General features: G+C 67.5%; 21 protein-coding genes. 12 read left to right on the top strand and 9 right to left on the bottom strand.

Features of this window, described 5'->3' with window-relative positions; translation table 11 throughout:
* The first annotated feature begins 21 nt into the window (after nt 1–21).
* The 3 genes from Q3A80_RS26430 to Q3A80_RS26420 all read left to right on the top strand — a co-directional run bounded on the left by Q3A80_RS26430 (nt 22) and on the right by Q3A80_RS26420 (nt 3,084).
* Nucleotides 22–858 carry an ABC transporter ATP-binding protein gene (locus Q3A80_RS26430; protein ID WP_446331764.1) on the top strand — a complete coding sequence of 279 codons (837 nt, stop codon included), beginning with the start codon at nt 22–24 and terminating at the stop codon, nt 856–858.
* Between the two features lie 162 nt (nt 859–1,020).
* Complete coding sequence (locus Q3A80_RS26425; protein WP_446331763.1) at nt 1,021–1,977, top strand: TauD/TfdA dioxygenase family protein; 957 nt, start codon at nt 1,021–1,023, stop codon at nt 1,975–1,977.
* Between the two features lie 159 nt (nt 1,978–2,136).
* Nucleotides 2,137–3,084 (top strand): TauD/TfdA dioxygenase family protein, encoded by a 948-nt coding sequence (locus Q3A80_RS26420; protein WP_446331762.1) that lies wholly within the window; start codon nt 2,137–2,139, stop codon nt 3,082–3,084.
* Nucleotides 3,085–3,148: 64 nt separating this feature from the next.
* Here the strand turns inward: Q3A80_RS26420 and Q3A80_RS26415 are convergent, their stop codons facing one another.
* Complete coding sequence (locus tag Q3A80_RS26415; RefSeq protein WP_446331761.1) at nt 3,149–4,810, bottom strand: ABC transporter substrate-binding protein; 1,662 nt, start codon at nt 4,808–4,810, stop codon at nt 3,149–3,151.
* A gap of 370 nt (nt 4,811–5,180) precedes the next feature.
* Here Q3A80_RS26415 and Q3A80_RS26410 point away from each other — a divergent pair, with 370 nt between their 5' ends.
* A complete protein-coding gene (locus Q3A80_RS26410; protein WP_446331760.1) occupies nt 5,181–5,588 on the top strand; it encodes a DUF427 domain-containing protein in 408 nt (135 codons plus the stop codon).
* A gap of 214 nt (nt 5,589–5,802) precedes the next feature.
* A complete protein-coding gene (locus Q3A80_RS26405) occupies nt 5,803–6,795 on the top strand; it encodes a sulfonate ABC transporter substrate-binding protein (protein WP_446331759.1) in 993 nt (330 codons plus the stop codon).
* Between the two features lie 30 nt (nt 6,796–6,825).
* On the opposite strand, the gene Q3A80_RS26400 is transcribed toward Q3A80_RS26405, so the two are convergent.
* From Q3A80_RS26400 to Q3A80_RS26385, 4 genes are all read right to left on the bottom strand, one after another.
* The gene (locus tag Q3A80_RS26400; protein ID WP_446331758.1) at nt 6,826–7,410 is read right to left on the bottom strand and encodes a putative glycolipid-binding domain-containing protein; all 585 of its coding nucleotides are present in this window, start codon (nt 7,408–7,410) and stop codon (nt 6,826–6,828) included.
* A 10-nt stretch (nt 7,411–7,420) separates the two neighbouring features.
* Complete coding sequence (locus Q3A80_RS26395; protein ID WP_446331757.1) at nt 7,421–8,578, bottom strand: iron-containing alcohol dehydrogenase; 1,158 nt, start codon at nt 8,576–8,578, stop codon at nt 7,421–7,423.
* Nucleotides 8,575–8,910, bottom strand: coding sequence for a putative quinol monooxygenase (locus tag Q3A80_RS26390; RefSeq protein ID WP_446331756.1), 336 nt, complete (start codon nt 8,908–8,910; stop codon nt 8,575–8,577). Before Q3A80_RS26390 ends, Q3A80_RS26395 begins: the two co-directional genes overlap by 4 nt.
* A 285-nt stretch (nt 8,911–9,195) precedes the next feature.
* Nucleotides 9,196–9,912 (bottom strand): SDR family oxidoreductase, encoded by a 717-nt coding sequence (locus Q3A80_RS26385; RefSeq protein WP_446331755.1) that lies wholly within the window; start codon nt 9,910–9,912, stop codon nt 9,196–9,198.
* A 133-nt stretch (nt 9,913–10,045) separates the two neighbouring features.
* Between Q3A80_RS26385 and Q3A80_RS26380 the strand changes: the two genes are divergently transcribed.
* The 4 genes from Q3A80_RS26380 to Q3A80_RS26365 all read left to right on the top strand — a co-directional run bounded on the left by Q3A80_RS26380 (nt 10,046) and on the right by Q3A80_RS26365 (nt 13,452).
* Entirely contained in the window at nt 10,046–11,008 is a 963-nt protein-coding gene (locus Q3A80_RS26380; RefSeq protein ID WP_446331754.1) for a LysR family transcriptional regulator, read from the top strand.
* A 140-nt stretch (nt 11,009–11,148) separates the two neighbouring features.
* A complete protein-coding gene (locus tag Q3A80_RS26375; RefSeq protein ID WP_446331753.1) occupies nt 11,149–12,534 on the top strand; it encodes a nucleobase:cation symporter-2 family protein in 1,386 nt (461 codons plus the stop codon).
* 109 nt (nt 12,535–12,643) lie between these two features.
* Nucleotides 12,644–13,063: an NUDIX hydrolase gene (locus Q3A80_RS26370; protein ID WP_446331752.1), complete on the top strand. Its 420-nt coding sequence runs from the start codon at nt 12,644–12,646 to the stop codon at nt 13,061–13,063.
* An 86-nt stretch (nt 13,064–13,149) separates the two neighbouring features.
* Nucleotides 13,150–13,452, top strand: coding sequence for a hydrogenase maturation factor (locus Q3A80_RS26365; protein WP_446331751.1), 303 nt, complete (start codon nt 13,150–13,152; stop codon nt 13,450–13,452).
* Between the two features lie 49 nt (nt 13,453–13,501).
* Here the strand turns inward: Q3A80_RS26365 and Q3A80_RS26360 are convergent, their stop codons facing one another.
* Nucleotides 13,502–13,714 carry a hypothetical protein gene (locus tag Q3A80_RS26360; protein WP_446331750.1) on the bottom strand — a complete coding sequence of 71 codons (213 nt, stop codon included), beginning with the start codon at nt 13,712–13,714 and terminating at the stop codon, nt 13,502–13,504.
* A gap of 351 nt (nt 13,715–14,065) precedes the next feature.
* On the opposite strand from Q3A80_RS26360, the gene Q3A80_RS26355 reads away from it, so the two are divergent.
* Both Q3A80_RS26355 and Q3A80_RS26350 read left to right on the top strand, forming a co-directional pair.
* A complete protein-coding gene (locus Q3A80_RS26355; protein WP_446331749.1) occupies nt 14,066–15,226 on the top strand; it encodes a DUF4382 domain-containing protein in 1,161 nt (386 codons plus the stop codon).
* 688 nt (nt 15,227–15,914) lie between these two features.
* A complete protein-coding gene (locus Q3A80_RS26350; protein ID WP_446331748.1) occupies nt 15,915–17,723 on the top strand; it encodes a RecQ family ATP-dependent DNA helicase in 1,809 nt (602 codons plus the stop codon).
* Nucleotides 17,724–17,986: 263 nt separating this feature from the next.
* Here the strand turns inward: Q3A80_RS26350 and Q3A80_RS26345 are convergent, their stop codons facing one another.
* Nucleotides 17,987–22,540, bottom strand: a complete 4,554-nt coding sequence (locus Q3A80_RS26345) for an autotransporter outer membrane beta-barrel domain-containing protein (protein ID WP_446331747.1) — start codon at nt 22,538–22,540, stop codon at nt 17,987–17,989.
* Nucleotides 22,541–22,615: 75 nt separating this feature from the next.
* On the opposite strand from Q3A80_RS26345, the gene Q3A80_RS26340 reads away from it, so the two are divergent.
* On the top strand, nt 22,616–23,275 hold the full coding sequence (locus Q3A80_RS26340) for a hypothetical protein (RefSeq protein ID WP_446331746.1): 660 nt from the start codon (nt 22,616–22,618) through the stop codon (nt 23,273–23,275).
* 468 nt (nt 23,276–23,743) lie between these two features.
* Here the strand turns inward: Q3A80_RS26340 and Q3A80_RS26335 are convergent, their stop codons facing one another.
* Entirely contained in the window at nt 23,744–25,267 is a 1,524-nt protein-coding gene (locus tag Q3A80_RS26335) for a UxaA family hydrolase (protein ID WP_446331745.1), read from the bottom strand.
* Nucleotides 25,264–26,430, bottom strand: a complete 1,167-nt coding sequence (locus Q3A80_RS26330; protein ID WP_446331744.1) for a mannitol dehydrogenase family protein — start codon at nt 26,428–26,430, stop codon at nt 25,264–25,266. The genes Q3A80_RS26335 and Q3A80_RS26330 overlap by 4 nt, the downstream gene beginning before the upstream one ends.
* Between the last annotated feature and the right edge of the window lie 10 nt (nt 26,431–26,440).

Genomic DNA, 26,440 nt, shown 5'->3' with positions numbered 1-26,440 from the left:
CGTGTTGCTTCGTTCTCCGTCATGACGACCCTCGCTTCCGATTCGCTCGATATCCTCCATGTGAGCAAGCGCTATGCGCAACGCGGCGCGTCGCTCGCCGTGCTCGACGACGTGTCGCTGCACGTGCGTGCCGGCGAGTTCGTCACGATCGTCGGCGCGAGCGGCTGCGGCAAGTCGACGTTGCTGCGGCTGATCGCCGGGCTCGACACCGACTACGCGGGCGAGATCCGCGCCGGCGACACGCTCGTGCGCGATACGTCGCTGCAGCGCGGGATCGTGTTCCAGGATCACCGGTTGTTTCCGTGGCTGACGGTCGAGCAGAACGTCGCGGCCGCGCTGCGCAACGCGCCGCTCGACGCGGCAGCGAAGCGCCGTGCCGTGGCCGAGCACATCGCGCTCGTCGGCCTGAACGGCTTCGAGCATGCGTACCCGAACCAGTTGTCGGGCGGGATGGCGCAGCGCGTCGCGATCGCACGCGGCCTCGTGAACCGGCCGCGCGTGCTGCTGCTCGACGAGCCGTTCGGCGCACTCGATGCGCAAACGCGCGCGCGGATGCAGAACGAACTGCTGCACATCTGGGCGCAGGAGCGCATCACGATGGTGCTCGTCACGCACGACGTCGACGAGGCCGTGTATCTCGGCGATCGCGTGGTCACGATGGCGCCGCGGCCGGGGCGCATCGAGCGGATCGTCGACGTCACGCTGCCGCGGCCGCGCCGCCGCGATTCGCCCGAGTTCGCGCGGCTGCGCGATACGGTGCTCGCCGATTTCGACGATCGCGAACCGGGCGGCGATGGCGATGGCGGGCGCATCCGCGTCGATGCGCACCGGATCGGCGCATGGCGGCTCGCGTGGTAGCGCGCAGGCGCTGCCGTCCTGACGCAACGCACGCGTCGCTCAGCAGAACGATGCATATCGATCGTCGCGCCGCACGCTAAGGTTGTGACGATTCATCGGTTCCGGTTCCGCGCGGTCCCTGCTTGAATGGAGACTCGACCTTCCCGATCCAGGAGACTCCCGATGTCCGAAGTCCAGCACGCCGCTCATCCGTCATCGCACGCTTCGCACGCCGCCGCACCGCACACGGCCACGGCGCCGCTTCAGCTTCGCCAGGTCGCCGGCCGGATCGGCGCCGAGATCGCCGGCGTCCGGCTGTCGGCCGCGCTCGACGATGCGACGTTCGACGCGATCCAGGCCGCCCTGCTGCGCCACAAGGTGCTGTTCTTCCGCAATCAGGGACATCTCGACGACACCGCGCAGGAAGCGTTCGCACGCCGCTTCGGCGACACCGTCGCGCACCCGACCGTGCCGTCCGTCGACGGCAGCGCGGCGCTGCTCGAACTGGATTCCGCGCACGGCGCGCGCGCGAATTCGTGGCACACCGACGTGACGTTCGTCGATGCGTACCCGAAGGTGTCGATCCTGCGCGCGGTCGTGATTCCGCCGTTCGGCGGCGACACGGTATGGGCGAACACGGCGGCCGCCTATACGCATCTGCCCGACTCGCTGCGCGCGCTCGCCGACACGCTGTGGGCCGTGCACACGAACGCATACGACTACGCATCGACGCACGTGCATGCCGACGACACGCAGCTGAAGCGCTATCGCGAAGTGTTCACGTCGACCGTCTACGAAACCGAGCATCCGGTCGTGCGCGTGCATCCGGAGACCGGCGAGCGCACGCTCGTGCTCGGCCACTTCGTGCAGAAGATCAAGGGGCTGTCGTCGCAGGATTCCGCGCATCTGCTGCAGGTGCTGCACGAACACGTGACGCGTCTCGAGAACACCGTGCGCTGGAGCTGGCAGCAAGGCGACGTCGCGATCTGGGACAACCGCGCGACGCAGCACTACGCGATCAACGACTACGGCGATGCGCGCCGCGTCGTGCGCCGCGCGACCGTTCACGGCGACGTGCCGGTCGGCATCGACGGCCGCCGCAGCGTCGTGCTGAAGGGGCCGGGCGCGACACTGCAGTGATCCGCGCGGGGCGGAGGCGGTGTCGACCGCCGCCGCTCCGCCACGCTTTCAGCCCCCGCCTTCCCACCTGGAGGAACCGACGATGACCTGCTCGCCACCGGCCCGACGCATGCATGCGCCACGATGTCGCCGCCCGTCCACTTCCATCAGGAGCGTCGCATGAGCGCCCTACCCGAACCCGCCGCGCAACCGGTCGACGCGATCCCGCTGTCCGCCCACATCGGCGCGGAAATCCGCGGCGTCGACCTGACCCAGCCGTTGACCGCGTCGCAGATCGCCGCGATTCGCGCCGCGCTGCTGAAATGGCGCGTGATCTTCTTTCGCGAGCAGTTCCTCACGCACGACCAGCATGTCGCGTTTTCCGCGCAATTCGGCGAGCCAACCGTCGGCCACCCGGTGTTCGGCCACGTCGACGGCCATCCGGCCGTCTATTCGATCGCGAAGCACCGCAAGGCGACGCGTTTCGAAGGCGAACCGGTACGCCGGCCGTGGACGGGCTGGCACACCGACGTGACGGCCGCCGTCAATCCGCCGTGGGCATCGATCCTGCGCGGCGTGACGATCCCGCCGTACGGCGGCGACACGCAGTGGACCAACCTCGTGCGTGCGTACGAGACGCTGTCGGCGCCGCTGCGCGGCTTCGTCGACGGCCTGCGCGGTATCCATCGCTTCACGCCGCCGGCCGGCGCGCGCGCGACCGGCGCGTTCGACGAAGCCGTCGAACGCCGCCCGCTCGTAACCGAGCATCCGCTGGTGCGCGTGCATCCGGAGACGGGCGAACGCGCACTGTACGTGAGCCCGAGTTTCCTGAAGTCGATCGTCGGGCTGACGCCGCGCGAGAGCCAGGCGCTGCTCGAACTGCTGTGGGAACACGTGACGCGTCCGGAATTCACGATCCGCTTCAAGTGGGAGCCGCGCAGCATCGCGTTCTGGGACAACCGCGCGACCGCGCATCTCGCGCCGGTCGATATCTTCGATGTCGATTTCGATCGCCAGCTGTACCGTACGACGCTCGCCGGCGACGTGCCGGTCGGCCCCGACGGCCGCGCGTCCGTCGCGCTCGAAGGCTCGCCGGTCGAAGCGGCGGCCGCGGTCGCGCTGAACTGACCGGCGCTACGCCGCCGCTTCATGTCGCCGCGGCAGCCGGCGCCCGCGCGCCGGCTGTCCTGCTTCAATCGAGCCACACGCCGTCGAACCGGTGGCCGCCGAGCGGCGAGAACGTCATCCCGTGCACGCGCTTCGAGATCGGCAGCGACACGATCGACGTCGCGATCGGCGTGAACGGCACCTGATCCTTGAACACAACCTGCGCCTGCTCGTAGAGCGACGTGCGTTTCGCGACGTCCGCGCTGGTGCGCGCCGCGCCGACGAGCCGCTCGAAATCCGCGTTGCACCACTTCGCGAGGTTGCTGCCGTGCACGGCCTCGCAGCCGAGCAGCGTGCCGAGCCAGTTGTCGGGGTCGCCGTTGTCGCCCGACCAGCCGTACAGGATCGCGTCGTGCTGCCCGTCGCGTTTCGCGCGGCGGTTGTATTCGCCCCACTCGTAGCTGACGATCTTCGCGCGCACGCCGATCTTCGCCCAGTCCTGCTGGATCAGCTGGGCCATCAGCTGCGCGTTCGGGTTGTACGGACGCTGCACCGGCATCGCCCACAGCGTCAGGTCGAAGCCGTTCGGGAATCCCGCCCGCGCGAGCAGCGCCTTTGCTGCGGCCGGATCGCGCGGCGCATCCTTCAGCCGCGGGTTGTACGACCATTGCGCGGGCGGCATCGGATTCGTCGCGATCGTCGCGTCGCCGTTGAACACGGTCCTGATGATCGCGGCCTTGTCGATCGCGATGTCGAGCGCGCGCCGCACGTCGACGCGATCGAGCGGCGGATGCTGCGTGTTGTAAGCGACGAAGCCGACGTTGAAGCCCGTCCCCGTAAACAGCGTCAGCTTCGGATCGCGCCGCACCGTCTCGAGATCGGCCGGCCGCGGGAACACCGACACCTGGCACTCGCCGGCCGTGAGCTTCTGCAGGCGCGCGGCCGGGTCGGGCGTGATCGCGAACACGAGATGCGCGAGCTTCACGTCGTCCGGGTTCCAGTAGTCGGGGTTCGCGTCGTAGCGGATCAGCGCGTCCTTCTGGTATGCGCGCAGCTGGAACGGGCCCGTGCCGACCGGGAACTGGTTGATGTCGGCCTCGCGATGGCGCGCCGCCAGTTGCGACGCGTATTCCGCCGACAGGATCGACGCGAACGCCATCGCGAGATTGCGCACGAACACGACGTCGGGCGACTTCAGCACGAAGCGCACGGTGTCGTCGTCGACCTTCTCGATGCGCTCGATGTTGCGGTCGAAACCGAGATCGCTGAAGTACGGGAAGCTGACCGGATACGCGCTGCGGAACGGATCGGCGGGATCGAGCATCCGGCGGAACGTGAACACGACGTCGTCGGCCCGGAACGGCCGCGTCGGCTTGAACCACGCGGTCGTCTGGAACTTCACGCCGCGCCGCAGGTGGAACGTGTAGACGCGCTGGTCAGGCGACACGTCCCAGCTCGTCGCGAGCGACGGAACGAGATCCAGCGTGCCGCGCTTGAACTGCACGAGCCCGTTGTAGACCGTGTACGTGCTCGCGTCGAAATCGGTGCTGGTCGTGTGCTGTCCCGGATCGAAACCGGCCGGGCTGCCTTCGCTGCAGTACACGAGCGTCTTGCCCGCCGGCGCGGCGAACGCATGCGTGAGCATACCGGCGAACAGGAGCGACGCAGCCACGCCGCGCAGCGCCGCGACGGCAACGGAGGTGCGCCGCGCACGGCGCGCGGCGGTCGATGTGAACGGAAGTTTCATGGCGGAAGTGGACGAAGGGTTGTCACGCGAATGACGACCGTCGATCTTCGCGCGCCGTGCGCCGATCGCTTACCAATAAATTCCGCGTTGCTTATCGCGCCGGATGCATCCCGCTGCCGCTGCATGAAAATGTCCATGCGAGCGCCGGGGACATGCGCGGTGGCACCGCTGCGCCGCCCCGCCCCTGCGTCATGCAGCGGCACCATTCGCTGACGGCTGCGTGCACCTTTCCGGCCCCCTGCAGCTTCCGCGGAATTGGCGCATCGTATCGGTTGGCCAACGCCGGCACCGGCGCGCGGGAATCCGCCCGGCGCACGCGTGCCGGTATGGCGCGCCCGCGGGTGCGCCGCCCGTTCCTGGAGAACCCACGATGTCGCTCAACCCCGATACGCCCTCTCGTCCGGTGAAGTCGCCGGGCCCCGATCATCCGATCCTGATCGAGCCGCACTCGTCGCGCGTGGTCGTGACGGTGGCCGGCAAGGTCGTCGCCGATACGCGCCATGCACTGGTGCTGCGCGAGGCCAGCTATCCGGCCGTGCTGTACCTGCCGCGCGAGGACGTCGACATGTCGCTGCTCGAACGCACCGACCATGTCACATACTGCCCGTACAAGGGCGACTGCGCGTACTACTCGATTCCGGCCGGCGGCGAACGCGCGACCAATGCGGTGTGGACGTACGAGCATCCGCATCCGGCCGTCGAATCGATTCGCGGGCACCTCGCGTTCTATCCGGACCGCGTCGATTCGATCGAGGAAAGCCTGCTCGTCACCGAGTGAGCGCCGCGGCGCGAGGTCGCCGCACCGTTCGCGGATCGTCCGCCCGCTGATTTGCATATGCGGATTCATTGGTTGGCGGCCGTCCCGCGCGGCCGTATCGTCCTGAATCCGGCGCGGGGCGGCCGGCCGCATGCGTCGTCCGCATCCGGCTGCGTCCCGCGCCGGCCGCGCGGCATGCCCGCGCGGCCCGTGAACCCGCCAGCAGGACGCCTCGATGAACGACACACCGCACGCAGACCTTGAAACGACCGCGGCGAACCCGCGCCGCCGCCGCTGGCTGCATCGCGCGGCCGCCGGCCTGGCCGGGCTCGCGCTCGGCCCGCTCGCGGGCGTGCCCGCACTGGCGCAGGGCAGCGACAAGCGGCTGCGCATCGGCTTCCAGAAATACGGCAACTTCGTCGTGCTCAAGGCGCGCGGCACGCTCGAGAAGCGGCTCGCGAGCCAGGGCGTGACGGTTCAATGGCTCGAGTTCCCGGCCGGCCCGCAGTTGCTCGAGGGGCTGAACGCCGGCGCGATCGACGTCGGCACAGTCGGCGAGACGCCGCCGATCTTCGCGCAGGCGGCCGGCGTCGATTTCGTCTATATCGGCAACGAGCCGCCCGCGCCGCACGGCGAGGCGATCGTCGTGCTGCCCGATTCGCCGATCCGCACCGTCGCGCAGCTGCGCGGCAAGAAGGTCGCGTTCAACAAGGGTTCGAACGTCCACTACCTGCTCGTGAAGGCGCTCGAACATGCGGGCCTCACGTATGCCGACATCCAGCCGATCTACCTGACGCCCGCCGACGCGCGCGCCGCGTTCGTGCAGCGCAGCGTCGACGCGTGGGTGATCTGGGATCCGTATCTGGCAGCGGCCGAACGGCAGCTCGGCGCACGCACGGTCGCGAACGGCGAAGGGCTCGTGCGCAACACGCAGTACTATCTCGCCGCGCGCAAATATGCGGCCGCGCAGCCGCAGGTGCTGCGCGCGCTACTCGATGAAGTCGACGCGGTCGACCGCTGGGGCCGCGACCATATTCCTGAAGTCGCCGCGCAGCTGTCGCCGCTCGTCGGCCTCGACACGCCGACGCTCGAAATCGCGCTCAAGCGCACCGGTTACGGCGTGCAGCCGATCACCGAGGCGACGCTCGCGTATCAGCAGAACATCGCCGATGCGTTCAGTACGCTGAAGCTGATTCCCGGCAAGGTGACGGTCGCCAACGCGCGCTGACGCAGCGTCGCCGCTGCGCACTGCCGCAGGTCACGACGTGCGCGTCGCGCCGATCCGCCGCCATTCGTCGTAATCGGTGACGAGGCCCGCATCGTCGACCGCGATATCGGCTGCGTACGTGCCGCTTGCGTAGCGATACACGTGCTCCGCCGTGCGCGCATAGCGCTGCTCGCCGCGCGCGAGCTCGAATGCCGGAAAGCGCAGCCACGCGGTATGGATGACGGCCGACGCACCGACCGCGAGCCCGAGACGCCGGATCGGCAGCGTGTTCGTCGACGGGCTGAAGCCGAGATCGATGTCGGTCGCGCCCGCGAGTGCCGGCGCGTGGACGCCGTCGACCATCCAGCGCCCCGCTGCGCATTCGAGTTCGAGCTGCCGCGGCGGCGACGCGCCGCGCCAGTGCGCGACGCGCACCGAGCGCGTGAGCCAGTCGGCATCGCACGCGATCGCATAGTCGATGCGAAACGGCGTGCCGTCGATCGCGCCCGCGACCGAGCCCGACAGGTCGACGCCGGCCCGGCGCTCGACGAGCCGGCACCACTCGGCGGCCTGCCACGTCTGCACGATCTGCCATGCGACGCATCGCGTGCGCGCGGCTTCGTTCGGTTGCGTCATGTCGTTTGCGTCACCACGCTTCGCGATAGATCGCCAGCGCGTCGGCTTCCGTGACCTCGCGCGGATTGTTCACGAGCAGGCGCGTCTGCAGCATCGCATCAGACGCCATCCTCGGCAGGTCGCCTTCGCCGATGCCGACTTCGCGCAGCGTGCGCGGAATGCCCGTCGCGACGATCAGCCGATCGATCTCGTCGATCAGCGCCTGCGTCCGCGCTTCGTCGCTGCCCGTCGCCGCCGGCGCGACGATCGCCGCGAGCTGCGCATACAGCGGTGCGGCAGCCGGTGCGTTGAAGCGCAGCACATGCGGCAGCACGAGCGCGTTCGACAACCCGTGCGGCACGTGGAAGATGCCGCCGACCGGATAGGCCAGCGCGTGCACGGCCGCGACCGGCGCGTTCGCGAACGCCTGCCCCGCGAACATCGCGCCGACCAGCATCGCCTCGCGTGCGTGGCGATCGCTGCCGTCGTCGCAGGCCTTCAGCAGGTTGCGCGACAGCAGCGTCAATGCCTGCACGGCCAGCATGTCGGATACCGGGTTCTTCAGCCGCGACGACGTGTAGGCCTCGATCGCGTGCACCATCGCGTCGATGCCCGTCGCGGCCGTTGCCGCGCGCGGCAGCCCGAGCGTCAGCCCGGCGTCGAGGATCGCGACGTCGGCGAACAGGTGCGGCGACACGACGCCCATCTTGCGCGCCTCGCCGACCGTGACGATCGACACGGCCGTCACTTCGGAGCCGGTGCCGGCCGTGGTCGGCATCTGCACGAGCGGCAGCCGCGCCGTCGTCACCTTGTCGACGCCGTACATGTCCGCGAGCGGCTGCCGGCCCGGCGCGAGCACCGCGATCAGCTTCGCGACGTCCATCGACGAACCGCCGCCGAGGCCGAGCACGATCTCCGCATCGGCCGCCACCGCTCGCGCGGTCGCGTCGAGCACGACGTGCTCCGGCGGATCGGCGATCACGTCGTCGATCACCGTCACCTGCCAGCCGTGTTCGGCGAGGCTTGCCAGCGCGGGCGCGAGCACGCCGCTGCGATGCAGAAACGCATCGGTGACGACGCACAGCCGCGCGAGCGCCGGAAAGCGTTCGCGCAACAGCGCGCCGAGCCGGCGCGCGGCGCCGAACTCGACGATCTGCGTCGGAACGGTACGGAATTGAAACGGGTTCATCGGGTGCCTCCCGGTGGCATCGTCGTGCCGGTGTCCGGCTGCACCATGTAGCGGGTCACGTCGCGGCGATCGAGCAACGGAATGATCGCGCCGACACCGATGCGCTGGAAATGCGGCGTTTCCCGATGCACGTCGAGGCCGTCGGCGTCGCGGTAGCGCTCGAGGATCACGATGTGATCCGGGTCGACCGGCGACCGGAAGTAGGCGTAATCGAGGTTTTTCGGCTCGGCGCGCGTGGCCGGCGCGAGCTCCGCGAGCAGTTCGATCACGCGATCGCCGTTGCCGGGCTTCGCGAAGAAATGCGCGATGACCTGCAGATAAGGTTCGTTCATGCTGCGCTCCGTATTCGCCGGCGGCCCGCCGCGGCGGACCGTCCATTCACGATGCGCGGCAGCTCGTCGATTCCGCGCATCGAACCTGGCGGCCGGCGCACGACCCGGCGCCGACGCCTCGACGTCGCATTGTATTGAATCGGCGCAGCGTCCGCAGCGCGCCGTCATGGATGCAAACGGCAACGCTTGGTGCGAACGGTGCGCCTCAAAGCCCATCGAATGCCCGTGCGGCGCCCTCGCCGGCTCAGGCCGCAACTCTCGTGTCGCGCGGCCCCGCCGCTGCGCTTACCACGGCACCGTACGCCCCAGGTAATCGAGGTATTCGAGGCCGGGGCGCCGCTGCTTGTCGATCAGCACGTTTACGAGGCTCGGCACGCTCTCGTCGATCGTCAAACGCGCATCGGGCCCGCCGAGTTCCGTGCGGACCCAGCCCGGCGCCATCAGCACCATCGCGCGCGGCGTCGCGGCCTGCCGCGCCGCGAAGCTGCGCATGAACTGGTTCAGCGCGGCCTTGCTGCCGCGGTAGACTTCGCGCATCCCGCTCACGTTGTTCGCGACGCTCCCTTGCCCCGACGACATCGCGCCGATCAGGCCGTCCGCGCGCACGAGATCGTGCAGCACCTCGATCGTGCGCATCGGCGCCAGCGCATTCGTGATCATCACGCGCACGAATTCGTCGGTCGCGACTTCGCCGATCGTTTCGTTCGGATCGTTCGTCGTGCCCGCATTCACGAACAGCATGTCGAAGCGCCGCCCCGCCAGACGCTCGCGCAACGCCGCCAGTTGCGCCGGCTCACAGATGTCGAGCGTGTCGATGTCGAGCCGGCCGTCGAAGCGTTCGGCCAGTTCGTGCAGCTTCGTGCGGCCCGATCCGGCGCGCACCGTGCCGGTCACGTGCCAGCCCTTGTTCAGGAATTGCTCGGCCATCGCGAGGCCGAGCCCGCGCGACGCCGCGACGAGGAGGATCGATGGCGTGCTGGTGCTCGATACGGTCGATTGCATGGTGTCCGCCTTTGCCGAAGTCCGTGATCCAGCCACTATAGGTGCGCGCCATGAAGTGCACCAGACGCACTGGACTCAACCGATCGTTGCATCGAACGCCCTGTCACATCGTGCGATGCCGTATGCTGTCCGGATGGAAGACATCGACCTGAACCTGGTCGCCGCGCTCGACGTGCTGCTGACCGAAGCCAGCGTGACCGCCGCCGCGCGCCGGCTCGGGCTGAGCACGTCCGCGATGAGCCGCACGCTCGCGCGGCTGCGCGCCGCCACCGGCGATCCACTGCTCGTGCGGGCCGGGCGCAGGCTCGTGCCGACGCCGCATGCGGCGGCGTTGCGCGATCGCGTGCATGCGGTCGCGATCGACGCACGCGCCGTGCTTCGGCCGGCAACGGCCGACATCGACATGGCGACGCTGTCGTCGACGTTCACGATCCGCGCGGCGGCATCGTTCATGGACATGCTGGCCGGCCCGGTGGTCGCCGCGATCGGCGCGATCGCCCCGGGCGTGCGCGTGCGCTTCGTCGCCAAGCCCGACCGCGATCCGGGGCCGCTGCGCGACGGCACGGTCGACCTGGAAATCGGCAAGCGCGGCGACGACGCGCCGGAACTGCACACGCGCGCGCTGTTTCACGACCGGCACGTCGCGGTGGCGCGCGCGTCGCATCCGCTGTTCGCGTCGGGTCACGGCGCCGGCAAGGTCACGCCCGCGCGCTATGCGGCCTGCCGTCACGTGATCGCGTCGCAGCTCGGCGATTTCGGCGGGCCGGCGGGCGATGCGGCGGGCCCGTTCGCCCCCGCCCATACGGTGCACGTCGTCGTACCGGGCTATCCCGATGCGATGCGCGTCGCGGCCGGCACCGACCTCATTGCGCTCGTGCCGCACTCGAGCCTCGGCAACGCGTTCACGCCTGGGCTCGCGGATGCACTCGGCCTGCGCAGCTTCGAGATACCGGTCCGGCTGCCGGAGATCCTGATCTCCGCGCTATGGCATCCGCGCATGCACGGCGACCCGGTGCATCGCCGGCTGCGCGATGCCGTTTTCGACGTGTGCAGGCGCGCGTATCCGGACGCCGGCGCACCGCGCCGCGGGGGCTGACGAACCGGCACCGCGGTGCCCGGCCCGGCCGGCCGGATCCGGCACCGTTTTCCCGAATTCCGACTATTGCATCCGGCGCGGGCGGCGGCGGCCCCTTCGGCTAAAATGCCGCACTTTCCATCCTGTCCGGCCCGCTCGCCATGCAACCCGCTTCCCCCGCCCGATCCGCGTCCCACGGCGCCGACACCGATCCGTCGCACGACCTCGTCTACGGCCCGAACGACCGGCCCGCGCCGATGGTGGCCTTCGTCGCCGCGCTGCAGCACCTGCTCGCGATCATCGTGCCGATCGTCACGCCCGGCCTGCTGATCTGCCAGGCGCTCGGCGTATCGAGCCGCGATACGACCCTCATCGTGTCGATGTCGCTGGTGATTTCCGGCATCGCGACGTTCGTGCAATGCAAGCGCTTCGGCCCGCTCGGCGCCGGCCTGCTGATCGTGCAGGGCACCAGCTTCAACTTCGTCGGCCCGCTGATCGCCGGCGGCAGCGTGATGGTCAAGCAGGGCACGCCGGTCGAAACCGTGATGGCGGCGATCTTCGGCGTCGTGATCGCCGGTTCGTTCGTCGAGATGGGCGTATCGCGCATCCTGCCGTTCGTGAAACGCCTGATCACGCCGCTCGTCACCGGCATCGTCGTGCTGCTGATCGGCCTCACGCTGATCAAGGTCGGCCTCGTCAGCATGGGCGGCGGCTTCGGCGCGATGGCCAACGGCACGTTCGCGAGCGCGCAGAACCTGACGCTGTCGTGCCTCGTGCTCGGCACCATCATCCTGCTGAACCGCGTACCGATCGTGTGGGTGCGCAGCACCGCGCTCGTGATCGCGCTGATCGTCGGCTATGGCGCGGCCGCGATGCTCGGCCGCCTCGACTTCACCGGCATGCACCAGGCCGCGCTGTTCCAGATCCCGACGCCGCTGCACTTCGGCATCGGCTTCTCGTGGTCGCTGTTCGTGCCGATGCTGATCATCTATCTCGTCACGTCGCTCGAGGCGATCGGCGACGTCACCGCCACCAGCAAGATCTCGAAGGAGCCCGTCGAAGGGCCGGTATGGATGCGCCGGATCAAGGGCGGCGTGCTCGTCAACGGCGCGAACTCGCTGCTGGCCGGCGTGTTCAACACGTTCCCGAGCTCCGTGTTCGCGCAGAACAACGGCGTGATCCAGATCACCGGCGTCGCGAGCCGCTACGTCGGCATCTGGATCGCCGGCATGCTCGTCGTGCTCGGCCTGTTCCCGGTCGTCGCGGGCGCGCTGCAGGCCGTGCCGGAGCCCGTGCTCGGCGGCGCGGCGATGGTGATGTTCGGTGCGGTGGCCGCCTCGGGCATCAACATCCTGTCCGGCATCCACCTCGACCGCCGCGCGCTGCTGATCATCGCGGTGTCGCTCGCGCTCGGCCTCGGCGTGTCGCAGGTGCCGGACATTCTGAACAGCCTGCCGCATGCGCTGAAGAACGTGCTGGAATCGGGCGTCGCGACGGGCGGCATCTGCGCGCTCGTGATGAACTGGTTCCTGCCGGAACAGAAGTAACCACGGGCGCTCCGTGACGACGCGGCGCGATCGGTGCGCCGCGTCACCGTCCGCTCACGTTCGACGGGATCGGCTTGGCCCGGCGCCCGACACTCGCTAGAATCGGCGCATGCCTCAAGTCCTCTCGCCCGCGACGCCGGAAACCAGCGCCGTTCCGATCAAGGAACGGGCGACCGTCGTCTGCTTTCGCGACGAACAGGTATTGCTCGTCGCACGCGCGTCGTCGCGCTGGGCGCTGCCCGGCGGCACGATCAAGCGCGGCGAAACGCCGCTCGACGCCGCGCACCGCGAACTGCAGGAAGAAACCGGCATCACCGGCCAGACACTCGTCTACTCGATGCAGTTCACCGGGCTCGCGAAAATTCATCACGTTTTCTTCGCCGAAGTCGGCGCCGACCAGACGCCGCAGGCAAGCAACGAGATCGAGAAGTGCAAGTGGTTTCGCATCGACAGCGTCGACAGCCTGCGCGCGAGCATTCCGACGAAGCGCATCGTCGAGCTCGTGTACGAGCATGAAATCCTGAAGTAGGTAGACGCCCCACCCCCAGCGGCCCGCATGAGCCGATATCATGCGCCCACGGTCCGTCGTCGCGTTCCCTTTCGAGCGAGCTGCAGATGAACAGTGCGTACACCTACCGCGGATACACCATCGATGTCCGCTGCGAATTCCGGCTCGACCCGCCGCGCGACCACGCGCCGCCGCCCGACGCGCTGTGCTTCGGGTTCGTCGCGATCGTGCAGGTCCGCACGGCCGGCAGTGCGCCGCGTCTGCTCGCGCCGGTCCGCCTCGCGGACGACGGCGGCCGCCTGTTCGACGACACCCTGCACGCGTTGCGTGCCGGCCGGGCAGCCGGCGAAATCATCGTCGACGATCTGTTGATCGACGCGGGGCCGCCCGACGGACGAGCGCAATCGTAAGCCGTCCGGCGGACGGCGGTGCGTTGCGGATCGGCAGCGGTGCGCGCGCTCAGTGCACGCGTTTTCGTCGCAGCTCGTGCGTGGAATAGACGACGAGGAAGATGCCCAGCATCGCGATGCCGGATGCCATGAAGTCGTTTGCGGTTCCCGCGCTGTGCAGCGCCTTCGGGAACATGCCGAGACTCAGTCCCGCGGCCGCCAGCAGCACGCCAGCCGCCACACCCCATACCGGTCCGGTGGTCTTTTCGATTGTGTTTTTCATACAGCACCCGTCTACAGTCATTGCCTGAACGGTATCGGCGCATCGCCCCGTCACTATCGTTCACGCATCGACTATAGCGAGGAAACAATCGGTGCGAATTCGGTGCTTTTACCGATCAAGTTTTGCCGGTACCGGTCGAATCATTCGGCGCTTCATCGACCGTTCGCCGAACGGATATTCGATCGCTGCGCGTCGCAATGCTCGCCATCGCGACGCGAATGCCGAGCGACCCGCGGCAGTTCTTACGCCCCGACGCACAATTTACGGTTCGTTTCAAAACTGACCACACTGTGAACACGGCGCGAAGCTATCCTTCGTTGCACCCACAATCATGTCGGAGGGGGCAAAACAATGAACAGCACATTCTGGAAGGCCGCACTGTGTGCGGCCATGGTGCCGTTCGCGCTCGCGGGCTGCGGCGGCGGCGACGATGGCGGCAGCGTGCAGACCGGCACGCTGCACGTCGCGATGACGGACGCGCCTTCGTGCGGCTTCGATCACGTGTACGTGACCGTCTCGCAGGTTCGCGTCAACGCGAATGCGAATGCTTCCGATAACGATGCCGGCTGGTCGACGATCACGCTGGCGACGCCGCAGAAGATCGACCTGCTGTCGCTCACCAACGGCGTGCTCGCCGATATCGGCCAGACCGCTCTGCCGGCCGGCCAGTATCAGCAGGTCCGTCTCGTTCTCGCGCAGAACCAGGGCAACACGCTCGCGAACTCGGTCGTTCCGACCGGCGGCACCGAGCAGGCGCTGGCGACGCCGAGCGCGACGCAAAGCGGCTACAAGATCATCCAGCCGTTCACCGTGCAACCGAACACGCTCGTCGATCTCGTGCTCGACTTCAACGCGTGCAAGTCGATCGTCCAGCGCGGCAACGGCACGTATGCGCTGAAGCCGGTCGTCACCGCGATCCCGACCGTCGTGAGCGGCGCGATCTCCGGCTATGTCGCGTCGGCCGAAGCCGGTGCGACCGTGTACGCGGAACAAGGCGGCAAGGTCGTCCGCGGCACGGTGGCCGACAACACCGGCAAGTTCGTGCTGTCGCCGCTGATCCAGAGCTCGACGCAAGGCAACTACGACGTCGTGATCGTGCAGAACAACTTCGCGTCGGGTATCGTGCGCTCGGTTCCGGTCGTCGTGAACACGACCACGGCGGTATCGGCGTCGACCGCGCCGATCGCGCTGCCGGCGTCGACGATGAGCACGGTCAGCGGCACCGTGACCGCAAGCGCCGATGCGTTCGTGCGTGCGCTGCAGACCGTCGATGCAAACGCGTACGAGATCACGTCGATCAACGCGAACATGGACACCGGCGCGTATGCGCTCAACGTGCCCACCGCCGCGCCGATCGTCGGCACGTACTCGGGCTCGCTGCCGGTCGCGCTCGCCGCATCGCCGGCCGCCGCCGCACAATATACGATCGAAGCGGACGCAGCGTCGGGTGCAACGCAATCGACGAACGTCAACGCAACGACCAGCCAGTCGAACGTCAATTTCAGCTTCTGACGCGTCGGCAGCATCACCGAAAGGGCCGCGAGGCCCTTTCCTCAATAACGGGAGAACGAAGTGAAGAAAGGGGTTGTCGCATGGCTCGCCGCGGCGAGCGTGGTCGGAGCGCTCGGCGGGTGTGTCGCATACGTGCCGGGCCCACCGGTCGTCGTCGCGCCGCAAGGCGGGCCGGGGAACGGGTTCTGTCCGCCCGGACAGGCAAAGAAAGGCAATTGCTGATTGATCGAAGGCCCGCGTGAAGCGGGCCTTGTGTCGTCGGCCACGAAATGACGGATCGTAGAGAAACATGGTTCGCTAGCAGGCAAATAGCCGTATCGCTTCCCGGTTTGGCAAAAAGACCGCAACGAAATCCCTTCCCTAAGCGGCTCGCGCAGCTTCACGCGCTCGACGGCACGCAGCCGATGGACGGCCTGAGACCCTGACGCGCCGAGACCCGACTCATCGACCGAACACCGGAATTCGGTCGGTTTTGAACCGCCGCCGACGTCGCCGGGTATCCGGGGCCAGCCTTCACTCAGGCAGTTCGGGGAACATGCACCGTCGACGGACGGCGCTTTGCGTTCCCTTCTTCCCCGCACGCGTTCCGGCAATACGCCGACGCGGCCGTGCGCCGCGCGTTGCCGTCGGCCCGTCATCGCCGCCCGGCACACGCCTTGCTCGCCAATCCCCGCCATCACGACCGGGGATGCAGATGACGGTGAACGTGCAACTGCGCGACCTGCGCAGGACGATGCGCGAGCGATTCGGGATCGCACGCCTGCGCGGCGGACAAGCGGAGATCATCCGCAGCGTACTGGCACGGCGCGACACGCTCGCGACGATGCCGTCCGGTGCGGGCAAGTCGCTGTGCTATCAGTTGCCGGCATTGCATCTGAACGGCATGACGCTCGTCGTGTCGCCGCTAATCTCGCTGATGAAGGATCAAGCCGACAAGCTGCAGGCGCTCGGCATCGACTGCGTGCTCCTGAACAGCACGCTCGGGCGCCGGGACGAGCGATCGGCATTGCAGGCGTTGCGCGACGGCCGTCCGCGCATCGTGTTCGTGACACCGGAGCGCCTCGCGCAGCCGGCGTTCGTCGACGTCCTCGCCGGTCGCACGCAGGCGCCCGTCGCGCTCGTCGTCGTGGACGAAGCGCACTGCGTGTCCAAGTGGGGCCACGATTTCAGGCCCGCATTTCTGGATATCGCGCATGCGGTGCAGACGCTGGGCGGCCCACCGGTCCTTGCGCTCACCGCCACCGCGACGCCGGAAGTCGTCGAAGACATCGTGCACGCGTTGCGGCTGCGCGACCCCGCGATCGTGCGCACGGGTACGTACCGGCCCAACCTGCACTACCGCGTGATTCATACGGGCGCGGGGCACGGGCGCCGCGAAGCCGCACGCGCACTCGAGCTCAAGCAACGGCGATTGCTCGACCTGACCGGCGAACTGCAAGGCTCGGGCATCGTCTATGTCGCTACCGTGCGCGAGGTTCAACGCGTATGGGCGTGGCTGGCGGCGAGCGGAGAAAGCGTGGCGCGCTACCACGGGCGGCTCCCGGCCCGGCAGCGCCGCGACGAGCAGGACCGCTTCATGAATGGAGACACGCGCGTCATCGTCGCGACGAACGCGTTCGGCATGGGCATCGACAAGCCGGACGTGCGCTTCGTCATTCACTACCAGATCCCCGGCAATCTGGACGCGTATTACCAGGAAACGGGGCGCGCCGGGCGCGACGGCGACACTGCCGATTGCGTGCTGCTGTTCGATCTCAACGATCGCCGCATTCAGCAGTTCTTCCTCGCGGGCAAGTATCCCGACGCCGAGCTGGTGTTGCAGGTGTTCGACGCCATCGCCGGCCCGTCAGGCGACGGGCAGTGTGAACCGGCGCCGCCGGCCGCGGCACCCGGCGGCACTGCCGTGTCCGCGACGGCGCTCGCGGCAAGCCTGACGGACGTTCCGTCCGGCAAGCTCGACGTGGCGCTCGCCATGTTGATCGACGCACGCATCGTTCAGCGCGATCGTCGGCATTGCTACCGGTTACGCAAGGGCGCCGAGCCGGCGCAACTGCGCGAAGCCGTTCCGGCTGCCGCGCAGCGGTTCGTGCAGATGCGCGAGCGGGATCGCGAGGCGTTGCAGCAGATGATCGATTACGCGCAAAGCGCGCGCTGCCGCTGGCGGCTGATGCTCGAGTATTACGACGAAGACACGGCGATCGAGCGCTGCGGCACGTGCGACAACTGCCTCCATCCGCCGCATGTCGAGCCGCTGCCCGCCGTGCATTCGCCCGCGGCGATCGCGCGTCGCCGTACCGAGCAGCTTGCCGAGCAAAAGCGCGGGTGGGTCCGTGGAGAAAAGGCGCGTGTCGCGCGCTTCGGTGTGGGCGAAGTCGTCATGTCGACCGACGAGCAGGTCGCGATCCTGTTTCCCGACGGAAACGTGCGCACCTTCGTCGCGGATCGCGTGCGACACGTGCGGGATGCGGGACCGCGGAACGGCGATGCGAGGCCGTGATAGCCTCCAAACCCGAAAAACCCCGATCACAGGGGATCGTGATCGGGGCAAGAAACCGTCCGTACTCGGGCACGAGGAGGACGTATCGTCAGTCTGGAATTCGCTTTCCATTGTCCGAATAGTGGAAAACGAGCATTCGAAACGACGATTGAATATCGACGAGAATGAATCGCATCTCTTCGATTCACTCGAACGCCATCGATCGACCGCCGCATCGGCGGGACCTCGGACTCGCCGAATGCCACGGCCGCTTCGATCGCGTGCTACCAGCCGTAGCGCAGTCCTCCCTGGACCGCCAGGTTGCGCCGCTCGTCGCCGCCAATGCGGCTCGCGTATTTCACCTGGGCGGTGACCTGCATCGCCCTGCCCAATTGCGCCGATATGCCCGCGCCCAGTTCGTACCATGTCCGTCCGAACTCGGCCGGTACGGCACTCCCCGCGATGACGGTCGTTCCCATCGGCGTGAAGTCATGCAGTACATCGGCCGTCAGATAGGGCGTCGCCGCGGTCGATCCCGAGGCATCGGCCATGTTTGCCTTGAACAGTCGGATACCGGCCCGGCCGCGCAGCGCGTGAGTCGTATTGCCCGATACCGACGAAACGGAATCGTCGAAGTGATTCAGGTGCGTGTACTGGTACATCAGCTGCATCTGCGGCTCGACAGCGAACCGACCCGCAACGGCAAACGGTTGGCCCGCCTCCAGCGACATGCCGGCGCCATAGCCGTTCTGCACGCCTTCGCCGCGGTACACGTCGCCATACTTGTTCCGATAGTGGGTGATGTGTGCCACCGCGTCGACGTAGCCGCTGCCGGCAAAATATCGCGTCAGGTACGCGCCCAGCGATTGCGCCTGCATTTCGGCGGTCCCCGTCTGCATCGACAATCCGGCGATCGAGCGAAGGCGATCGTCGAAGCTGACCGACATCGAGCCGATCGTGGCCGTCACGCCGGCGTGCGTGCTGCCGCTCGATGCGTTCGAGCGCAGCGTCCAGTCCTTGCCGAACTGCGCAAGGTACGTCCGCGAGTCCGCGGAGAAGCGCCCCGCACTCGCGTCGAGCCCGTTGCCGCCCACGCGCCCCCATACGGCATCGCCATGCGTGCCTTGCGCCGCTTCCAGCGCGGCGACATCGCCGACGCGCTCGTGCAGACGTCCGAGCACCGAGAAACCGTAGTCGACGTTCAGCGCCGGCATCAGCGCATAGCCGGCGACGGCCGGTCGATAAAGCGGCGCCGGCTGCTCGCCCTGAACGGGTGCGCTGGATCCCGGCGCGCTTGAACCCGGCGTACCCGCGCCCGGGATACCGGAATCGACGATCGTCGAGCGGAGATACCAGTCTTGCGCCGACTGAGCACCGCCTTGGTAAAGCAGGTATTGGTATGCGCCGGCCTGGACCGGGCCGGCGAGCTGGAAGCTGCCGGACGCGGATTGCACGCCTTGATAGACGTTCCGCTGAAGCACGCGGCCTGCCGCGGAAGCCGCCTGTTGAACGCTGGTCGCGCTCGACTGCGGGCCGACCTGGACGACGAGGATCCCGTCTCCCACCGTCTTCGCACCGGCCCCGCTCGCGCTGATTGCGATAGCGGTTTGACCGCTTGCGTGGCCCTGGACGACGAGCCGGTCGGTTTGCGATGCCGCGCCGCCCTCGTTGAGCAACGTGTTCAGGAGCAGCCGGCCGCCACCGGCGTAGTTGCCTCCGACTTGCAGCACGTTACCCGGCCGGCCGCTCGCGGCAGCGAGTTGCAGCGTACCGGTGTTGATCAGCGAGCCGCCGATCTGCAGCGTGCCGGTCGGACCTGCGGAAAAGACCGGCAACGCATTGGCGGGTGCAAGCGTGCCGACGTTATGCACCGAGCCCGCGATCTGTCCGTACCCGCCAAGCGAAGCGCCCGAAGCAACGGCGACGTCTCCCGAACCGCTCGTCGCCAGCGGATGCGACGCGTCGCCGACCGCCAGCGCGCCGCCGGCGATCGCCGTGCCGCCGGTGTAGCGGTTGTCGCCGACGAGAATCGTCGTGCCGGTACCGCTTTGACGCAGCGCGCCGCTGCCGGAAATCGTGCCAGCATAAGAGACCGTATCGGAACGGTTGAACGTCAGCGTGCCGTTGTTCACCACATCGCCGACGATACTGCCCGATGTACCGCCGTTGCCCAGTTGCAGCGTACCGCCCGAAATGGTCGTGCCGCCCGTATAAGTGTTGTTGCCGGTCAGTACGGTCGTGCCGGTACCAAGCTGCGTGACCGCGCCGTTGCCGGAAACCTGGCCGCCATAGATCGCGGTATCGGAACGGTCGAAGGCCAGCGTGCCATCGTTCGTCACGTTGCCCGTGATCGAACCGGACGAGCCGCCGTTGCCCAGTTGCAGCACCCCCGCCGAAATCGTCGTACCGCCGGTGTAGCTGTTGTTGCCGGTCAGCACGGTCGTGCCGGTACCGATCTGCGTGACCGCGCCGTTGCCGGAAATTCGACCTCCATAGCCGGAGGTATCGGATCGGTTGAACGTGAGCATCCCGTCGTTCGTTACGTCGCCCGTAATCGAACCCGACGTCCCGCCATTGCCGAGCTGCAGCTCGCCCGCAACGATCGTCGTACCGCCGGCATAGGTGTTGTTGCCCGTCAGCACCGTCGTGCCCGTGCCGATCTGGTTGACCGCGCCGCTGCCGGAAATCGTGCCGCCATACGTACTGGTATCGGAACGATCGAAGGCCAGCGTGCCGTTGTTCGTCACGTCACCCACGATGCTGCCCGATGTACCGCCGCTGCCCAGCTGCAGCGTGCCGGCCGAGATCGTCGTGCCGCCCGTGTACGTGTTGTTGGCGCCGAGTAGCAACGTACCGCTATCCGTCTTGGTCAGTGCACCGGCACCCCCGATCGTGCCCGTCAGTGTCAGCTTGCCAGTCGTCTGAAATGTCCCGCCCCCTGCGTTGAGCGTGATTGCCCGCGCGGATGCGAAGCTCGCCGCATTCTGCAGCGTGCCGCCGTTGAACGACAGCGTGCCGCTTGCGTCGCCCAGGCTGGTATCGGCGGCTACCTGAAGCGTACCGCCATTGATTGCCGTGCCGCCCGTGTAGGTGTTGTTGCCGGTCAGCACCGTCGTGCCGGTGCCGACCTGGTTCACCGTGCCACTGCCCGAGATCGTGCCGCCGAAGGCGCTCGTATCAGAGCGATCGAACGCCAGCGTGCCGTTGTTCGTCACATCACCCGTGACCGACCCCGACGTCCCGCCATTGCCCAGTTGAAGAGTCCCCGCCGAAATCGTCGTGCCGCCAGCATAGGTGTTGTTGCCGGCCAAGATCGTTGTGCCCGTGCCGATCTGGTTCACTGCACCGCTGCCTGAAATCGCACCACCGTAGGTACTCGTATCGGAGCGATCGAAGGCCAGCGCGCCGTTGTTCGTCACATCTCCGACGATGCTGCCCGACGTACCGCCATTGCCGAGTTGCAGCGTCCCGGCGGAAATCGTCGTGACGCCCGTGTACGCGTTGGCTCCGGTCAGCGTTGCCGTGCCGGCCCCGACCTTCGTCAACCCGCCTACACCGCTGAACGGTGCGGCTGCCGTGACATTGAAACTCCCGGTGTCGACCGTCAACCCGCCGGCGGCAATGTTGAGTTCGGTGCCGGTAAAGCCGCTGACAAAGGCCGTATTGCTGGCGGTCGCACGCAAGGTGCCGCCGTCGAAGTTCGCCTGCGCCTGACCGGCTCCGGCGGTCAGCGCCTGCGTCGCCAGCGTGCCGCCGCTCGTGAGGTTGAGCGTGGCGTTCGAGTTCGTGTTGGCGGAGGTCATCGTCACCGTGTTGGCGGTTGCCAGCGCACCGTCGGAAACCGTCAGCGCGCCTTTCATGTAAAGGCCGATGTTGAGCGCACCACTGGTGCTCAACTGCGAACCTGCACCGGCCACCGTGACAATCCCGATTCCTGCGGTGCTGAGCGTGGTTCCCCCCACATTGATATCGCCCGTGGCGACCACGGCGCCACCGTTTGCCACGTTCAGCATGCTGGCGTTGGCAATGTTGGTGCCACGGGTGCCGACCAGCAGAGTTCCAGCCACCGTCCATTTCGACCCGGCTCCAGAAATGTTGGCAATGTTGGCGGCAGTGCTGGCGGCTGGTTCTTGATTCGACATCGTTGCGTTGCCCGTGGCGAGCGTACCGCCGCTTGTTATGTTCAGCGTCCCGTTACCGCCGCTCTGCCCAAAGCTCATGATGCCCGCCACCTTGACCGTGGCGCCATTGGTTATGTTTAGCGTACCCGGAGCGGAGGTGCCCGTGATGCCGTTGGTGCCGCCAGTGCCAAGCGCCATGGTGGTGGCGGACCAGGATGATCCCGGGCCCGTCACCGTGGCAGTGGCAGATCCCGTGACGGACGAACCAGCGTCCCAATAACCAATGTTCGCTGCGCCAGACGACAACGTGCTGCCGTTCTGAATGGTCAGCGCGCTGGTGAAAGTGTTAGGCGTCCCGGCTGCGACGCCGCTCATATACAGCGTACCTATCGTGGCGGTCGCGGGGCCGGTGACGCCGAGCACCGTCGGACTGGGCGAGTTCGTGTTGATCGTCACCGTCCCGGCGCCGGCCGGTGCCGTCCCCGTTGACCAGTTGCTTCCAGCCGTCCAGTCGCCGCTGGTGGTGCCTTTCCATACCTGCGCATCGGCTGGCGAGGACCCGCAGCAGAGAGCGAGCAGACTCAGGCCGGCGCCCGCCACCAGCGCGTGACATCGACCGCAGTCGCCGCCGCTCTTGCCTCCCTGCGCGGTCAGCTCCGAGGCGACCACCCACGTGCCCAGCGCCTTGGACCAGATAATGCGGAACATGCGGTTCATTGTTGTTTTCCTGTCGGTATGTGAGCGGTTCAAGGGCGTTCTACGTGGCGCCTCGCTGCGCCACCGGGATCGGACATGCAATACGTCCATCGATGTGTCGCGGCGATGTTCGCGGCTACGCGACGCGCATCGAATAAACGCATTTTTCGAGTATTTTCAAAAACGATTGCGAATGCCGCTTTTCGGATTCCGTGGGGGCCTGCAAAGACGATTCACGCGAATTCCATGCCGAAAAGCCTCTTTGCCCATTGCTTGTCGTCGCGCTTCTGGTCTTTCCAAGGCAGCGACAGGCGGCACGCCGACGACCGTTTCGCTGAAAGGACATTGCGTGGCCGCAAACCAGCTGCGGCGAAGAATGCGCCATCGCAAGTATTCGGACGCGAGCGACTGCTGGCCGCGACACTCGTCAAGCGCGGCAAAACGGCCTGTCGTTCCCGCGTACGGGGCTCGTCTGCGGCAACTGAGTCGAAAGTCGTCGAGCAGACCTCCGCGGCGAATCGGAGGGCGCTGACGAGTGTGTGGAACAAGCCTGACGTGGCCATTCGCCGGCCCATCGCGCTCGCAGGAGCAGTACCCTTGTATTGGCCTTTTGCGCACCGTGCGTCATACCCCCACCCCACCAGACGAATTTCTTGTCGTGAATATGCACGGCCACCGCGGGCGGTGCCAGTGTTTCCTCACATTACCGGCATCCATATATCGATGCCAATTCATTTTTTATTCGATTTTGCTTGAGAATTCCGTCATGTTCGATTGCACATGCGGCCCCGACGAATCGGCCAAGAAACACCGCGTCAACCACCCTGGAACGGCGGCATGGATCAGGTTTTGTGGCGCGGTCGCGGCACTCGACACGCAATCCTGACGATCGACTACCCGGCAATCATGCTAATGGGGAGAGATCAAACCAATGTTTGATGGATCGTCCGTTTTGTTTGATGGGTCGCACGAAGCCGGACGCATCACGCGCGGTTGCCAACGCTTCGTGCGGAGCGGCACGACGAGCGGCGGCGTGCTGATTGCGGGCAGGACGGCCGGCGCTGCTGCCTGCATCGCGAAGCACGGACGTCGCGATTCGTCTGCAAGCCCACGGAAACCGTTTCAATGATGCGCGCACCGCGGGATTCGATGCGGTAAGGCCGTCCGTACATCTGTAAGCCGCGCCTCGTTTCGGCACCGCCTTCCAGCGGGTCGGCCCTGACATCACATGATCGCACCGCGCAGCCACGGTACGAACTCGCGTTCGCCGATACCGTTGTCCTCGCTTCGGGACCTTCGTCCAGATGCGACGTCGAGCATCAGCCGAAACAGCCGCGCGCCCGCTTCGTCGACCGAGAGCGAACCGGCGACGATCCCGCCGCTGTCGAAATCCATGTCCGACCGCATCCGCTCGAACAGGCCGGTCGTCGTCGCGATCTTGATCGTCGGCACCGGCTTCGAGCCGAACACCGACCCGCGGCCCGTGGTGAAGCACACGAGATTCGCACCGCCGGCGACTTGCCCCGTCGCCGACACCGGGTCGTAACCGGGCGTATCCATGAACACGAGCCCGGCTTGCCGCACCGGCTCCGCATAGTCGTAGACCGCGCGAAGCGGCGAGCGGCCGCCCTTCGACACCGCGCCGAGCGACTTCTCGAGAATCGTGGTGATGCCGCCGGCGATGTTGCCGGGCGACGGGTTGTTGTTCATCTCGCCGCCGTTGTCGGCGACGTAGCGCTCCCACCACTGCAACTTGCCGAGCAGTCGCTCAGCGACGTCGCGCGACGCCGCCCGTGCGATCAGCAGATGCTCCGCGCCGTAGATCTCGGGCGTCTCGGACAGGATCGCCGTGCCGCCGTTACGGACCAGCAGGTCGACGGCCGCGCCAAGCGCCGGATTTGCGGTGATCCCCGAGTAACCGTCAGACCCGCCGCATTGCAGGCCGACCGTCAGCCGCGATGCCGGCACGGTGCTGCGACGTGCTCGATCGGCCACCTCCAGCAATTCGCGCACGATCGACACGCCTCGCGCAACGGTTTCGCGCACCCCGCCCTCGTCCTGGATGACCAGCGTGCGGACGGTGCCGGGCGCTGCCACATCGAGCCGTTCCGCAAGCGCGCCGACCTGATTGACCTCGCAGCCGAGGCCGACGAGCAGCACGCCGGCGAAATTCGGGTTGCGCGCGTAGCCGACGAGCGTGCGCCGCAGCAGTTCGACGCCGTCCCCGGTTGCCGACATCCCGCAGCCGCTCTGATGGGTGATCGCGACGACGCCGTCGACGTGACCGAATGCATCGAGCGCGCCGTGCCGGTATGCGTCGGCGATCGCATGACAGACACTCGCCGAACAGTTGACGCTCGCGATCACGCCAACGTAGTTGCGGGTGCCCACGCTGCCGTCCGGCCGCACGAATCCGTCGAAGGTATCGCCCAGGTCCGCCGCAACGTCGCACGCGTCGCCGTCAGCCTCGTCGTCGTGCGCATGCCGCTCGGGCATTCCGACGTTGTGCACGTGCACGTGCTCGCCTGCGGCGATGTCGCGCAGTGCGATGCCGATCGGCTGGCCGCATTTGACGATCGCGGCGCCGCGCGCGATCGGTGCGGCGGCCACCTTGTGGCCGGCCGGCACCGCGGCCGCCGGACGCAACGGCGCGCCGTGCACGTCGACCGGCCCGTCCGGCGCCAGTGCGTCGAGTGCGACCGCAACGTTGTCGTTGCCGTGAAGGATTACGATTGCCGGTTGCTTCACTCTGTATATTCCCCTGTCGTTGCTGCCTCGCCTGCCGCTTCGTAGCGGGCGACGAGTTGCCGCAACCGCGGTTGTTCGGCCGGCACCGCCAGCGAATCCGCGAGCGCGAGCAACGGCTCGATGCGCCGCGCCACCTTCTCGCGATGGTTGACCGCGATATCGGCCACGCGATGCGCGAGAAATGGATTGAGAAAGCGTTCGCGCACGCTGTCGACGTAGCGCTCGGCCGTTTCGCGCAGGCCGAGCGCCACGAACACCGGCGCCACTTCATCGCGCCACACGGCCTCGAGACCGTCGCGCAGCCGCGCGTCGTTCATCGCGTCGAGCACCGTTTCCGATGCGTCGCGCCCCGCCGCGAGCCACTGCTCCGCGAGCCAGCTGTGGCCGAGATTGAGGAAGAACAGCTTCAGCCGTTCGTGGCTGCGCAAATCGTCGGTGACGACGATCTGCGCGTGCCGGCACGGCAATGCCATGCCCGCACGTCGTTCGATCGCCCATAGCGCGTAGGGCTCCGCGATCGCACCGACCGGATGAAGCGGCTCGGACACGATGCGGTCGACGAGCGAGTTGACCCACACGCACCGGTTGCACAGATAGTCGACGAACGCGTCGGGCAACCGCCATTCGCGCGCGAGGCCCAGCACGATGTCGTGCAGCGTGTCGCCGTTGTTCGTGACCAGTTCGCAAGGCAGGATGGAGACGCCATCGTCGGGCCGCACCTGCCAGCGCGCATGAAGCAGCACGAGCAGCTTCGCCGGAAAGCCGCGCGGCACCTGCGCCGGCTGGCCCAGCAGGTCCGCGGCGTCGCGCGGATCGGCACGATAGCCTGCGTCGCCGGTGTTCGACACGATCACGCGCACCGCATCGATCGCGGCACGGCGTATCTCCGGCCAGTCGCGCTCGGCGTCCCACGCGCGATGCACGGCGCGACACTCGACGACTTCGTCCACGACGCCGCCGCGATCGCGCCCGCGAATCCGCACCGGATAGCGACCGGTTGTGCGCAACGCGTCGATTCGCGCGCGGCTGGCCGCATTGCCGGTGGTCTGGACGATACCGATGCCGCCTATCGCGTCGCCGTCGTCCAGTGCCTGAGACACGAACAGGTCGACGTGCGCCAACAGGAAGCGGCTCGTGCCGAACTGCAGGATCGGCGGCGTCATCGCGGGCGCT

It is taken from the genome of Burkholderia sp. SR8 (assembly GCF_052851275.1).
Note: the sequence above shows the minus strand (reverse complement) of the source record. Positions and strands in the feature narration are given on the sequence as shown.

What these genes read in the sequence shown, in the direction of transcription:
- Q3A80_RS26430 (WP_446331764.1), top strand. Translation starts at nt 22, where the DNA reads ATGACGACCCTCGCTTCCGATTCGCTCGATATCCTCCATGTGAGCAAG.
- Q3A80_RS26425 (WP_446331763.1), top strand. Translation starts at nt 1,021, where the DNA reads ATGTCCGAAGTCCAGCACGCCGCTCATCCGTCATCGCACGCTTCGCAC.
- Q3A80_RS26420 (WP_446331762.1), top strand. Translation starts at nt 2,137, where the DNA reads ATGAGCGCCCTACCCGAACCCGCCGCGCAACCGGTCGACGCGATCCCG.
- Q3A80_RS26415 (WP_446331761.1), bottom strand. Translation starts at nt 4,810, where the DNA reads ATGAAACTTCCGTTCACATCGACCGCCGCGCGCCGTGCGCGGCGCACC.
- Q3A80_RS26410 (WP_446331760.1), top strand. Translation starts at nt 5,181, where the DNA reads ATGTCGCTCAACCCCGATACGCCCTCTCGTCCGGTGAAGTCGCCGGGC.
- Q3A80_RS26405 (WP_446331759.1), top strand. Translation starts at nt 5,803, where the DNA reads ATGAACGACACACCGCACGCAGACCTTGAAACGACCGCGGCGAACCCG.
- Q3A80_RS26400 (WP_446331758.1), bottom strand. Translation starts at nt 7,410, where the DNA reads ATGACGCAACCGAACGAAGCCGCGCGCACGCGATGCGTCGCATGGCAG.
- Q3A80_RS26395 (WP_446331757.1), bottom strand. Translation starts at nt 8,578, where the DNA reads ATGAACCCGTTTCAATTCCGTACCGTTCCGACGCAGATCGTCGAGTTC.
- Q3A80_RS26390 (WP_446331756.1), bottom strand. Translation starts at nt 8,910, where the DNA reads ATGAACGAACCTTATCTGCAGGTCATCGCGCATTTCTTCGCGAAGCCC.
- Q3A80_RS26385 (WP_446331755.1), bottom strand. Translation starts at nt 9,912, where the DNA reads ATGCAATCGACCGTATCGAGCACCAGCACGCCATCGATCCTCCTCGTC.
- Q3A80_RS26380 (WP_446331754.1), top strand. Translation starts at nt 10,046, where the DNA reads ATGGAAGACATCGACCTGAACCTGGTCGCCGCGCTCGACGTGCTGCTG.
- Q3A80_RS26375 (WP_446331753.1), top strand. Translation starts at nt 11,149, where the DNA reads ATGCAACCCGCTTCCCCCGCCCGATCCGCGTCCCACGGCGCCGACACC.
- Q3A80_RS26370 (WP_446331752.1), top strand. Translation starts at nt 12,644, where the DNA reads ATGCCTCAAGTCCTCTCGCCCGCGACGCCGGAAACCAGCGCCGTTCCG.
- Q3A80_RS26365 (WP_446331751.1), top strand. Translation starts at nt 13,150, where the DNA reads ATGAACAGTGCGTACACCTACCGCGGATACACCATCGATGTCCGCTGC.
- Q3A80_RS26360 (WP_446331750.1), bottom strand. Translation starts at nt 13,714, where the DNA reads ATGAAAAACACAATCGAAAAGACCACCGGACCGGTATGGGGTGTGGCG.
- Q3A80_RS26355 (WP_446331749.1), top strand. Translation starts at nt 14,066, where the DNA reads ATGAACAGCACATTCTGGAAGGCCGCACTGTGTGCGGCCATGGTGCCG.
- Q3A80_RS26350 (WP_446331748.1), top strand. Translation starts at nt 15,915, where the DNA reads ATGCAGATGACGGTGAACGTGCAACTGCGCGACCTGCGCAGGACGATG.
- Q3A80_RS26345 (WP_446331747.1), bottom strand. Translation starts at nt 22,540, where the DNA reads ATGAACCGCATGTTCCGCATTATCTGGTCCAAGGCGCTGGGCACGTGG.
- Q3A80_RS26340 (WP_446331746.1), top strand. Translation starts at nt 22,616, where the DNA reads ATGCAATACGTCCATCGATGTGTCGCGGCGATGTTCGCGGCTACGCGA.
- Q3A80_RS26330 (WP_446331744.1), bottom strand. Translation starts at nt 26,430, where the DNA reads ATGACGCCGCCGATCCTGCAGTTCGGCACGAGCCGCTTCCTGTTGGCG.